The organism is Vibrio sp. 10N.261.45.E2 (assembly GCF_002875705.1).
Classification (GTDB): Bacteria; Pseudomonadota; Gammaproteobacteria; order Enterobacterales; family Vibrionaceae; genus Vibrio.
The window spans coordinates 77,147-90,010 of the sequence record NZ_MCZZ01000025.1 but is presented as its reverse complement, the minus strand read 5'-3'; the positions used below and the strand labels follow the sequence as shown (position 1 = coordinate 90,010).

The following is a 12,864-nucleotide window of genomic DNA, read 5'->3' as shown; positions in this document are numbered from 1 at the left end:
TTGTTTGTATTAAGTGACAACGAGCCTTTTTAACTCGTTTCGGGGCATTAATTATTTAGATTAAAGCCTATCTAGATTGAAACCTATATAGATTGAAGCATGACCCTTTTTATCACGTCATGAACGGCAAGGTTTAGAGGGCTTTGGCGATCGACAAGACGCATGCAGGAGACAAGATTGAGATCAATCCTAAGCTCTTTGGGAGGCTCTATGGTGTTGAGTGAAGCATCCTTCCAACTATCGCTTAATACGCAGGCGTGCTTACCTTGTTCTAGAATTTGCCTCGCAACTGAAAAATTGTCCACAGTGATGCTGATGTGTGGGTCAATACCACGGCTTCTCAACATTTCTAAATATCGGTAACGTTCTTCATTCCAACCTTGGCTTCGGATCTTGATAAAAGGCAGCTGCAACGCTTCTTCCCATGTTAGTAGCCCCAATGACTTTGATACGGCGATCACCAGTTGGTCTGCCATGATGCGCTTTTGGAAGATATTTGTACTACGGTCTTCGTTTAGAAAGTGCACACCTAAGGTGATATCACCGTCTTCTAATTTTTGCTCTGTATCTGATGCCCAAGTCTTCAGCTCTATTTTTGCTTTGGGGAATATTTTTGAGAGCTCCCTAAATAAGCTGACACCTGAAAACTCAAGTGTGTAGGCGAAGAAAGCAAGGGTGATTGGCCCTTCATAAGTGGCTGGATCGAATGTAGTCGGTGAGGTAGCGGAGTGCATCAAGGACAAGGCTTGTTCAATATCAGGCAAAATAGATTTGCTGTAATGAGTAGGTCTCAAACCTTCCGTGGTGCGTTCGAAAAGTGGGTGCCCCAACTGTTCTCTTAGCGTGGTCATTTGCTTGCTGACTGCGCTCTCTGAGATCCCCAGTTTCATCCCCGCCCTTTTAAGGCTATTCGATTGGCACAGCAATACAAAAGTACGCAGCAAATTTAAGTCTATACTTTCCATTTGGGCAAGTCCTATTTTCCACGCTTTCCATGCTGGAAGTATAAAGTAACCACTATCGGCAGAGCAAATAATACTCTTCCAAATGACATTAACTTTGAAATGTAAAAGGTCGCTATTATGAAAAAACTATTCTCCCTTACTGCTATCGCTTTATTCTCAAGCAGCGTTATTGCAGCGCCAACTATAGTCACGGAAGATAATTTTGCTCAGGCATACACTAATATGCGTCTTGGCGCGGTGGTAGAGAAAGCCGGTGGTATCAATACATTCTTTGAGATGCCAGTACCGAGCAGCGTTCCAGAAGAACAGTTCGTTGTGCGAATGAATCGAGACACCTTCTACTCTGTTTCTGTCATCGACATGTCGAACGATGATGTCTACGTGACGGTTCCAGAAACTGACCAATATGTGTCACTGCAAGTTGTTGACGAAAACCACGAGACTCAGCCAATGATCTACGGTTCGGGTCGTCATAAAATTAGTGCTAAGACTGACCATGCGTTTGTCATTGTCCGTGCGCTTGAAGATGATGCACGCCGTAACCTGAAGATTGAAACAGGCAGTGAGAAACCGTTTGAAGTCAAAGAGTGGGACATGGCGTCGTTTAAGGCCACGGATAAAGCTGGCAACATTGACTTCAGTGACGGTTATGACCAATCAAAGGCATTTGGTAACAAAGAAAGCGGTCAAACTGATTATATGAATTATGTTGGCGCTGCTGGCGGTTGGGGTGGTGCGATGGTTGAAGATAACATCTATCAAACCAGTCAGTACTTCGATGCGAATGCATGTTACGAGACGACTTTCAAAGATCCGAAAGCAGGATCATTCTGGTCTGCGACTGTTTATAACGCTGATGGGCGTATGTTTAACGATAAAGCCAATATTTCGAGTGAAATGGCACCCGTTATGAACAGTGATGGAACTTATACTCTCCGTTTTGGATGTGAAGGTCAGCCGAACAATATTCCAACTATGGAAGGCAATAGTACGGGTAAATTTAATGTTCTGATGCGTCATTACAACCCTAGTGAGCCAGTAAGCAAGGGCGAGAAAGGTTACAACCCAGCGACGATGATTAAGAAAGTTGGTTAATTTCACTCGGCGGTTTTGATGCTATCAAACGTAGTGGACTAACAAACCAATTAAAAGCCACGTGATTCCGAGTAAGCAAAGGTGCTTCGAAGGTATCGCGGGCTTTTCTTTTTCCACTTCTGTTCTCCCACTCTCGCCCCAACTCAACCATTCACTCCTCGTAATTACCATTCGTCGCATAGGTAAAACGGCGTGACAATTTGTGGTTAACCTTTCAACGTCAACATTTGAAAGGGATTAGAAATCATGACTGCTTCACACTCATTTAATTCAAGCTCTACCGCTTCTCTGCTTAAGCGTTCACTTTTGATTGGGCTAGCTTCAATTGCACCGTCGTTAGCTTTGGCTAACCCAAGTTCAGACGTGCTCGATATCTACAACCAAGCGGCGCAAGGCAATGAAGACTTGGTCGAGGTGGCGTATGAGCGTCTTAACGACACGCTGCAACAAGATGGCGCGACGCCGCTAACCTTGGTTTACCTCGGAAGCACAGAAACCTTAATGGGGCGTGATGCGTTCTTGCCTTGGAACAAGATGAAGCATGTGGAAAAGGGCTTATCAACTATTGATAAATCTCTGATGCTACTTAAAGACGAAGACCAACCGATTCATGAGCAACCTCGTGTTCAAGGGCTGCCAGATTCTTACCTAACTCGCGCTATGGCCGCGGTGACTTACACTTCTCTGCCAGACATGTTTAACCATTTTGATCGTGGTTATGACTTGTTCCTCTCGTTACTCGCGGAAGATGATTTCCAACAACAACATTTCGCGGCGACCTCGTGGATTTACCGTTACGCCATTACCGCATCGATTCGTGCTGAAGACTTCAAGCAAGCACAAGTGTGGCTAGAGAAAATGGAAAGTATTGATGCTGGCAACATCGAAACCATGACCGCTAAGGCACTAATCGCGAAAGCTAAATAAAAGCTGCGAAAGCACAATAACGGGCGTGAATGCTAAATAACGGTTTACTAAAGCTCATTAACGGCTTGCGAACGCTTAAGAATCAATTGGTAATCAGAGGAAAATGGAATGATTGAATTTAACGGTATCGGCAAATCGTATGTGATTGGCGGTCAACGTGTTGATGCATTAGATGGAGTCGACGGACACATCCAACGTGGTGAAATGGTCGCCTTGTGTGGCCCATCGGGTTCTGGAAAAAGTACGCTTTTGAATATCCTTGGTTTGTTGGACATGGACTATCGAGGCCAAATCAGTATTGATAGTCAAGCTTACCCGACCGAGCAGATCGCCGCTGCGCGTTTTCGTCGTCAGTCGCTGGGTTTTGTGTTTCAGCGCTTCAACCTTGTTCCTGTGATGACGGCTTTGGAAAACGTCGCGTATCCATTGATGTTGAACAAATGTTCCAAGCAAGAACAACAGACCAGAGCACAAGAAATGCTAGAACGTGTTGGGTTGGGGGATTACGTTCATCATCGACCAGATAACCTTTCTGGAGGTCAGCAACAGCGTGTTGCGATAGCCAGAGCATTGATCCATAACCCAAGCTTGGTGATTGCTGATGAGCCGACCGCGAGCCTAGACAGCCACACTGCCAACCTTGTGATCGACATTATGAAAGAGCTCGGACACGAAATGGGCACGACTTTTATCGTCGCAACACACGACCCAAGAATGGCGCAGCGCTGTGACCGAGTGATTGAACTTATCGACGGACAATTGGCTCCACAAACCACAGAAACGGAGGCGATCTCATGGGCAAGTTAACACAAGGTTTTAGCTCCATTTTACTTCCAACCTCAGTACGTTTGGCGTGGTTGAATCTGTTAAGAAATGGCCGCCGCAGCTTACTTTCAGTGTTGATCATCGCGATTGCGGTTTTCGCATTGACCAGCGCGGGTGGTTATGGGCTTTACACTTATGAATCTCTGCGTGAATCGACCGCGCGCGATACTGGCCATCTTACTTTGAGCACGCCGGGTTACTTTGAACAAGATGAAGATATGCCGCTGAGTAATGGTCTCGATAATGTCCAAGTGCTAACCAAGAGCATTATTGGCGACAGCGACGTGCGTGGCGTTCAGCCGCGAGTTTACTTTAGTGGCTTGGTATCTAATGGCAGTAAGTCGACCATATTTATGGGAACAGGCGTCAATGAGCGTGAGTTCGATATGAAAGGCCCGTTTCTTGATGTGCGTAGCGGGCAAACGCTCTCGGATGTGAAATCCCCAAGATACGACAGCCAAGAGCCACAAGTGATGCTGGGAACCGATCTTGCTCGTAACCTCAAAGTAGCCGTTGGAGATTGGGTAACATTGCTCGCGACCACCAGTGATGGTGCTTTGAATGCCTTTGATTTCAAGGTGCAGGGCATCTACTCGACAGGGGTTCCTGAGTTGGATAAACGTCAGCTGTATGTCCACATCACAACAGCTCAAGAGCTTCTGGCCTCTGACAAAGTCAGTACCTTGTCGGTGTTCCTATTTGAAACAAACAAGACTTCGACAGTTCAACAACGCATCCAATTGGCTTTGGACAAGCAAGTTGGTCAACAAGGCTCAGATATTGAGATCACTCCATGGCAAGATCGTGCGTTTTTCTACACCAAGGTTAAAGACCTTTACGACCGTATCTTTGGCATCATGGGCGCAGTGATGGCATTGGTGGTGTTCGTATCTTTATTTAATACCATGACCATGTCGGTGACGGAGCGAACTCGTGAGATTGGCACTTTGTCGGCGCTCGGCAGTTACCCTTCTGAAATCGTGGCGGGCTTTCTAAAAGAGGCGGGCTTACTGGCGGTTGTTGGCAGTGCGATAGGTGTACTAGTGAGCGGTTTAATGTCGGTGTTATTGCTGGTGATTGATGTGCAAATGCCACCACCTCCGGGAAGAACCGAAGGTTACCCACTCAATATTTACTTCTCATTGGAATTGGTTGGTTACGCCACTTTGGGTGTGCTGACGATCTGTTTGCTGGCTGCTTATTTCTCTGCTCGCAAAGGCGTAAATAAGCCAATCACGGAGGCGCTGGTTTATGTATAAATTTACTCGTTCACTCACTATTTTAGGTTCTGCGTTGGCTTTGGCTCTAGCATCGGCACCAAGCTGGGCTATCGATTCACAGCAAGTTACCGAGATGATTGCTAAGGCAGACAGCTACCGCTTGAACAGCGAACAAGCTTCTAAGGTGGTTTCTCTGGTGGCGCTATATCAAGATGATCAACTAGACAAAACCCGTGAATACAACGTCTACACAAGACCAAACCGAGAGTCGTTGGTTGTGTTCAAATCGGCTGTCGAGGCGGGCCAAAAGATGCTGATGATCGAAGATAATTATTGGTTGCTGATGCCGAAATCTCGTCGACCAATTCGTATTACACCGATGCAAAAACTGCTGGGTGAAGCCTCGGTAGGGGATATCTCTACGCTGACGTGGAGCGAAGACTACCAAGGGGAGTGGGTTGCCGAGCAACAAGTTGAGATGCCGACTGGCGAGACACTCGATACCCATCACCTAAAGCTCGCGGCGAAAACCAAGGGGGCGAGTTACCAGTCGATTGATCTGTGGTTAACGGCAGACCGTGCATTCCCAGTTAAAGCGGATCTGTATCTGCGTTCAGGAAAACTGGCGAAACAAGCGTGGTTTACTGAAGGCGTGCGTGATGGATTACCCACAGTGGTGTCGATGACCTTGCTCGATAAGATTCAGCCAAGCAAGAAAACCGTGATTGAGTACCGTGAGGTGAGTGAACAAGCCTTGGCAGACAAATATTACAACCCAGCTTACTTATCGCGTAATAGCGTGTCTGGGCTTTAGGTGGGTGCCATGAAAGCTTCTAGTCGTAGATTCCATATCAAGCCTTCAATCGCTACCTTGCTTGCATTGTCCTGTGTGAGTTACACGATTCAAGCGGACGATCTGAGCTTGGCTTGGGATTGGCAACTGAGTGCTGAAGCCGTTGAATCGCGAGAGTCGCCTTTTATCCCTTTAACATCTGATAATCGTCAGTCACTCAATGGCTTGTTGGATCTTGAAGTTGGATATAACAATTGGCTTGGTCTGTTTGCAATGAAAGCCAATGATATTTTGAGCAATAACCCTCCGCAACAAGAGGCGAGCTTTGAATCGGAATTCATTGTGCGTGAGCTGTTTTGGCAAGGTGGTGTTGAGCTGTCTAATTCAGCGTTCGGTGATCATTACCTCGATGTAACTCTCGGCAAGGTTCGCCTAGATTGGGGCGTGGGTTATGGCTACCGACCGCTAGACATCATCAAGCCTTACAGACAAAACCCTGTGGGCATTGTTGCTGAAGAGGGCGCGGGTGTGGCTGCGGCGTCACTGTTCGATATGACGGGTGAATGGACACTGCTTTACAGTGATTCGTCATGGGCTTCTCAAGACGTAAATGAATTCGAAAAGCAGAATCAGCAGCAAGGCATTGGTTTGCGTCGTTACAACCTAGTGGGCGATCATGAATATCAGTGGGTCGCTTATTATGACGACGTGCGTCACGGCTTGCTTGGGGCGAGTTTGGTGTCGGTGTTGAATCTCGCTTGGGAGTTTCATGGCTCTGTGGTTTATCAGCGACAAAGCCTTGGTTACAGTCAGCCCAACTCACTACTTAAACCTGTTTATCTCGAAGAGCAGGGCGAGGCTTATCAAGCCTTAGTCGGATTAACATGGGCCAATGACACGGGGCACAATGTAGTGTTGGAATACTGGTTTGATAGCCGCGCTTGGAGTGATTCTGAGTGGCAAAACGCAATAGAAAGTGCCGAGTCTTTGTCGGTTAATCCGCTAACAGCATCATTAGCAGGTTCTTACGCTCAAGGTTATCAACACGCCAATTTGGTTCAACACAACATCATGTTTCACTGGTCTTTGGACTCAACACATGGCTGGCTTGAAGATATCACACCGACATTCGACGTGATGTTGTCTCCTCAAGACGGCGGCTTTATTGCCACTCAGTGGCTTAACTATCAGGCTATAGATAATGGCGATTCATCGTTGGATTTGGAACTTGCTGCACGCTTTCTAGGCGGTAAAAGTGATTCTGCTTACGCCAACTTACCCGATAGTCATATGATTCTTTTAAATATCAAAGGACGATTTTAATGGACACTTCTTCCGATAGTGAATACTCGTGGCTGAAAAGCCTTACTCTGACGAGCATCTTTTGCTTTTTGATTGCTGCTGTTACCCAAATTGTAAGAGGGAGCGATTTTATTGTTAACCTCGCGATAAGTTTTGGCTTTGGTTATAGCGCGGTGGGCTCTTCTTTCATTTTGGTTAAGTTATTTAAAACTCAATCTAGAGTGCTTGAAGTGGGCATCTCAATGGTGGTGGCGATGACAGTGGGTACGTTAAACGCACATTATTGGTTAAACCACTCCTTTGGCGATAGCTTTTCAGATCTTAAATCCGTGATGCTGTTGGGCGTGATTTTCTGTTCGGTTTGTTACTATTATTTCTACACCAAAGGTGAGCAACTCAGAGCTGAAAATGAGTTAGAAATCGCCAAACGCCGCCAAGCTGACCAAGATAAAGTCGTGGTGATGAGCCAGCTAAAGCAACTTCAAAGCCAAATTGAACCTCATTTTTTGTTCAACACGCTCGCCACCATAAGTGTGCTAATTGAGACTGATAGCGCTAAAGCTAAGCTGATGCTAGAAAAGTTGACTGATTTGTTGCGCGTGACATTAAAAAATAGCCGTACTGATCAATCTACTGTTTCTCAAGAAGTTGATTTGATTGATGCTTACCTCAACATTCAGAAGATCCGATTGGCAGAGCGTTTAGAGTTTTCGATTGAAACGCATGGCATCAGCAACCTACAAGTGATTCCACCGTTCTTGATTCAATCATTGGTCGAGAATGCATTAACTCATGGAATTGAGCCCAAAGCGGCGGGTGGCCAGGTGAATATCTGCATTACTCAACAAGTACAATCGCTAAAAATTGAAGTTTCCGATAATGGTGCGGGGCTGAAAGCGCCACCTATTAGCGCGGGTCATGGTGTTGGGTTAAGCAATATCCGCCAACGCATCGAAACTCTCTATGGTGATAAAGCGAGCCTAACGATCACGGAGCAAGCTGAAGGCGGCGTGGTATCGACTATCTTATTACCGCTTATCAACGAAACTAGATCCGAGAGCGATGAGCCGAAACTCTAATAGCAGTGATTACAAACAGACGATTTACAGTGTGAATTTAAAGGAATAATAATGACCAACCCAGCAGTAAAGCCGAACGTAACGGCAATTATCGCAGACGATGAAGCACTGTTAAGGCATCACCTAGACAAGAGTTTGGCTGAAGTTTGGCCTGAACTAGAGATCGTCAGTAAGGCCACAAATGGTCTGGAGGCGATGCAGAGTATTCAGCAGCTGAAGCCAGATGTGGCTTTTCTCGATATTCGTATGCCAGAGCTGGATGGTATCTCACTCGCTAAGCAACTGACCAAGCTCGACTCGCCGCCATTGATAGTGTTCATTACCGCTTATGACGAATACGCGGTCAAAGCCTTTGAACACAATGCGATGGATTACCTGCTTAAACCGATCAATGAAGAACGCTTATTTGCCACCTGTCAGAAGGTGCAAGCGCGCTTGTCGAGCAACCAAACGCAATCAGGTAGCACTCAGGAACAGCCCGATATTGCGGCGCTAATGAACCAGCTTCAACAGTTATCCCAGTCGACACAACAGCCAACGCAGCCCCTTTATCAACAGCAGAAGAAGTATCTCACGTGGCTCAAAGCCAGTATTGGGGAAGACATTCACCTAATCGCCGTCGATGATGTTGCTTACTTCAAAGCGGAAGATAAGTACGTCTCTATATTTAAAAAGGGCCAAGGTGGTACGCTAGAGGAGTTCATTCTTCGAGTGTCGCTAAAAGAGTTGATCGCCCAGCTCAATCCTGATGAGTTTTGGCAAATCCATCGTTCAGTGGTAGTGAAAGTATCGGCCATCGATAAGGTGAAGAAAGGGCTCTCAGGTCAGATGTCGGCTTATGTGTCTGGGCAAAAGTTACCCATCAGCCGCGCCTCGCAAGCGCTGTTTAAAGGTATGTAGAGAATGGGCTAAAAGGAATGTAGCAAACGAGTTTAGGGACAGGTAATCGGTTCTTATCACAACGTCACCTTAAATGATTAAAAACGATATTACATAACGCCCAGTGATTTATAAAATGAAGATCTAGATCACAAAGATATTCATCGGGTTAAATATTAAATAATAATCGTTAGCTCAATCTGTATATTGTCGATGAATGACATTAAGAGGTTGTTATGAAAACATATTATTTAGCGGCGGCAGTATGCCTTACCTTAGTTGGCTGTAGTTCAACATCAAATATCACCGAAACCTTAATCCAACCGGATCCGGCATGGACTTCGGGTCAGCTAGAAAATGGCCTTACCTATCATGTTTATCCAGATCATGAAGAGTCTGTCTCTGTACGTTTAGTCGTGCACGCGGGTTCGTTCCAAGAAACTGACCAACAAGAAGGTTATGCGCACTTTTTGGAGCACATGGCATTCAATGGCAGTAAGAATTTCTCTCAAAATGATGTGATACGTCTATTCGAAGATGCAGGCGCTAGCTTTGGTGCTGATATCAACGCCTATACCTCTTACCAAGAAACTGTGTACCAATTAGATTTACCTGATAATGTCCAATTACAGTCTGCCCTGACGTGGATGCGAGACATAGGTGATGGTCTGGACCTATCAAGTTCAGAAGTTGAAAAAGAAAAAGGCGTGATTCTTGGTGAGTTTCGTTATGCACGCTTAGACGACAAACCATTTGCAGAACAATTCTTTGACCACTTCATTGAGGGTGGTCAATATGAAGGTCAAGATGCCCTTGGTACTAAAGAATCTGTGCTCAACGTGACTTCTCAAGGGCTAAATAGCTTTTATCAGACGTGGTATCAACCTCAGATCGTTGAAGTGATTGTCTCGGGTGATATCGACACAAAAATCGCTATCCCACTCATTGAAGAGAAGTTTTCAGATTGGCAGCGTGGTAAAACTCCAAAGCCAGAAAAACAAAGAATCACAAACTTCAATGACGGTGATTATATCGAGTATGCAGAAGGGGAAACCCCAAGTATTTCTTTGATGATAAACCGAGGTTCAAGCGAGATAGAGACTCGCGAACAACAACATCAGCTTTGGCTAGATGAGACCGCGCAGCAACTGATCAGGCAGCGACTCAATACCAAGTTCAATGATGCGGCCTTAGCGACTCAATGGGTGGTGGCTGAGCATTACTCTATGGAATATCAGCGTTATTCATCGATCAGCGTTGGTTACCCTGTGGGCGCGCGTGAGGTGACTCAACAAGAGCTTATCGCGACATTGGCATCTCTGCGTGATTATGGTGTCTCTGAAAATGAGATCATCAGCGAGCAGCACTATTACCAAGATTTGCTCGATAATGTAGAAATTGACTGGGACAACATGGACAGCGTACAGCACGCTAACCAGAAAGCGATGGCTTTAGTGAACGAACAGGTCGTGCAATCACAACGAGACTATGAAGCGAGCCTTGAAGAGTTTGTCGCAAACCTCGATCTTGATGTGATTAATGCCAATATTAAGGCTTTGCTTTCTAGCGACTATTTCGTAGTGGTTGGTATGAATGAAAGTGAAGATAAAGTTGCGATTACCCAAGCCATCGAGAGCTTAAAAGCAACTTATAGCGAAAAGGGTGCCAAACCGTTGTTTTCGGTGACCAGCAGTGCTTTTGCTGTACCGAGTTCGCAAGGCGACATTGAGTTAGTTGAACAGATGTATGTAGACCCATATGTTCAAAAATGGACGCTTAGCAATGGTATCGATATGTGGTATTTGCGTGATTCTCTTGCAGGTGGTGACATAGGTATTTATTACACGAGTTTAGGCGGCAAGGCTGCACTTGATCCTAGCTTATACCCAGCGACAGAATTGGCTCTTGCTGCTGTAGGTAGAAGTGGTGTTGGCAGTTTTACTGGCACAGAGCTCGATGCGCATCTTGATCGTGAAGATATTCAGGTTTATCCGTTTATCGATTCTACTCGCCATGGCGTCGAGTTTAAGCTCAACAATAGTGGCTTAGCGGAAACTTTTGCCGCACTCAATGCGATCGTGACATCAGTCAAAGTATCGCCAGAGCAACTTGAGGCAGTTAAGCAAGAGTTCATTCAAAATCGAGATTCTTACTTAGCAAGCCCGACTGGTCAGTTCGCATATGCAATGAACCAGAATACCTATCAAGCGGACAGTGATCATGTGTTGCTCGATAGTAAAAGTGTGGAAACGGTTTCTGTTGAAGAGATAAAGAGCGTCCATCAACAGTTGTTTGGTCAATTTCGAGATAATCAGTTGGTTATTGTGGGCGACATTGATCCAAGTGAGCTGAAACCTCTGGTTCGTCAATATTTGGCTTCTATTCCGTTGGAAAAAGCTGATGTGCCTGACTTTAACGTCGCGTACAAGCACCCATCTAAAGCGCGCATTGATTTGGCGGTCAATACTACTAACAGTACTGAGTACATGCTAAGAGTCATTGCTGAGCCTTCAGCCCATACTGGAATGGTAAGAGGACAAACGGCTAAAGATGTCTTTATGGAAGACATGCTACAACGCGTGCTTGCTACTCGCTTAGACGCGTACATACGTGAAGATTTAAGCCTAGATTACTCACCTTATGCTTACTATGCATCCCAAGATGGTGAAACAAGTCATGACTGGTTTATTGGTGCGATGATCGACCCTAAAAATGCTGATCAGATAGAAGTGGCGATTGATAAAGTGGTTGCAGATCTTTTGAAGGGTGTCTCACAAGACGAAGTTAGAGTGGCAGGCAAGCAATTAGAAGCGGACTTTACGCCTTTAGATACTATCGTTGTTGACCAAGCATGGTTCGTGTCTCGTTATCTTTTGCACGACTATGGTGTAGAAGCCTTGTTTAACGTGAAAGCGACGGTTAACTCGATTTCTCGTGAAGACATGAATCAACTTGTACAACGCATCTTTGGTGAAAATAGCCGTAAGGTTAAGAACATCATGCGTCCTAAAGCCTAAAGCCTAAAGCTTGAAAAAAAATACTTAACCAAAGCCAAGCGAGCACCGCTTGGCTTTCTTGTTTCTACCATTCGTAACATCTATACATCACCTGTTGTTAAGTACTTTTAGATCTATGTAAATCTAAATTGCGAGAGCGCTTAATCGGTTGCATCGAATCATTTTCTAAAAAAATGTTTTAAATCAAGACAGCGTTTCATTTGTATTGTAGATTGGCGATCTATGAGAATGTTGTTTGGATATTAGATTGCTTAAACTGGGTACCCGATTAGTCTTAATGTTGTTTTTACTGAGCTTTGGCTTAGTGAATTCTAACGGCTATTCGTTTCCTTCTAAGCCATTCCAAATCCACTCCGCTCAAGAGCAGTCTTCGCAGAATGAACAATCTTCCGCGAAAAAACAGTGTAAACAAGCCGCTACGGATAACCCGTCGAGCTACATGGAATGCGATCAGGTTCAGTTTGACACTGTGTCTTTAGGTGATAGTTCCAACTATCACGACACTGAATCGAGTCTCCAAGCGGTAACCTTTAGACGTATGCTCAGCAACGAGCAAGAAAGCGTGGCCGATCTTGAGCCTGCTTATCATCTACTGATCGATTTCTCTCCTCCTTCAATACTGGCTTCTCTGCTCTTCAACACACCGATGTTGGATACTAAGCAGCATTGGACCAGCATTGTGAGTTCTCCGTCCTCCCGGCTTTCGGGGTGGAAAGAGGGCAATATCCAATACTCGCATTTCCGAGAACTTCTTAGCTAATC

11 protein-coding genes are annotated in these 12,864 nt (G+C 45.4%); 10 read left to right on the top strand and 1 reads right to left on the bottom strand.

Translation table 11 applies throughout. The features are described 5' to 3' along the window. Positions 1-83: 83 nt before the first annotated feature. Positions 84-965, bottom strand: coding sequence for a LysR family transcriptional regulator (locus BCT34_RS01660; RefSeq protein WP_241902829.1), 882 nt, complete (start codon positions 963-965; stop codon positions 84-86). Between the two features lie 117 nt (positions 966-1,082). Between BCT34_RS01660 and BCT34_RS01655 the strand changes: the two genes are divergently transcribed. The 10 genes from BCT34_RS01655 (at position 1,083) to BCT34_RS01610 (ending at position 12,862) form a co-directional block, all read left to right on the top strand. Then, entirely contained in the window at positions 1,083-2,060 is a 978-nt protein-coding gene (locus BCT34_RS01655) for a DUF1254 domain-containing protein (protein WP_076654159.1), read from the top strand. A 246-nt stretch (positions 2,061-2,306) separates the two neighbouring features. Next, the gene (locus BCT34_RS01650) at positions 2,307-2,987 is read left to right on the top strand and encodes a hypothetical protein (RefSeq protein WP_076654158.1); all 681 of its coding nucleotides are present in this window, start codon (positions 2,307-2,309) and stop codon (positions 2,985-2,987) included. A 108-nt stretch (positions 2,988-3,095) separates the two neighbouring features. Continuing rightward, positions 3,096-3,794, top strand: coding sequence for an ABC transporter ATP-binding protein (locus tag BCT34_RS01645; protein WP_076654156.1), 699 nt, complete (start codon positions 3,096-3,098; stop codon positions 3,792-3,794). Then, positions 3,782-5,071, top strand: a complete 1,290-nt coding sequence (locus BCT34_RS01640) for an ABC transporter permease (RefSeq protein WP_076654155.1) — start codon at positions 3,782-3,784, stop codon at positions 5,069-5,071. The genes BCT34_RS01645 and BCT34_RS01640 overlap by 13 nt, the downstream gene beginning before the upstream one ends. Beyond that, positions 5,064-5,846, top strand: coding sequence for an outer membrane lipoprotein-sorting protein (locus BCT34_RS01635; protein ID WP_076654153.1), 783 nt, complete (start codon positions 5,064-5,066; stop codon positions 5,844-5,846). Before BCT34_RS01640 ends, BCT34_RS01635 begins: the two co-directional genes overlap by 8 nt. 9 nt (positions 5,847-5,855) lie before the next feature. Further along, entirely contained in the window at positions 5,856-7,148 is a 1,293-nt protein-coding gene (locus BCT34_RS01630) for a hypothetical protein (protein WP_076654151.1), read from the top strand. Beyond that, complete coding sequence (locus BCT34_RS01625; protein WP_076654149.1) at positions 7,148-8,206, top strand: histidine kinase; 1,059 nt, start codon at positions 7,148-7,150, stop codon at positions 8,204-8,206. Before BCT34_RS01630 ends, BCT34_RS01625 begins: the two co-directional genes overlap by 1 nt. A gap of 51 nt (positions 8,207-8,257) precedes the next feature. Further along, positions 8,258-9,106 (top strand): response regulator transcription factor, encoded by an 849-nt coding sequence (locus tag BCT34_RS01620; RefSeq protein ID WP_076654148.1) that lies wholly within the window; start codon positions 8,258-8,260, stop codon positions 9,104-9,106. Positions 9,107-9,321: 215 nt separating this feature from the next. Then, positions 9,322-12,102: a M16 family metallopeptidase gene (locus BCT34_RS01615; RefSeq protein WP_076654147.1), complete on the top strand. Its 2,781-nt coding sequence runs from the start codon at positions 9,322-9,324 to the stop codon at positions 12,100-12,102. Positions 12,103-12,379: 277 nt separating this feature from the next. Beyond that, positions 12,380-12,862 carry a hypothetical protein gene (locus tag BCT34_RS01610; RefSeq protein ID WP_076654183.1) on the top strand — a complete coding sequence of 161 codons (483 nt, stop codon included), beginning with the start codon at positions 12,380-12,382 and terminating at the stop codon, positions 12,860-12,862. Positions 12,863-12,864: the final 2 nt, after the last annotated feature.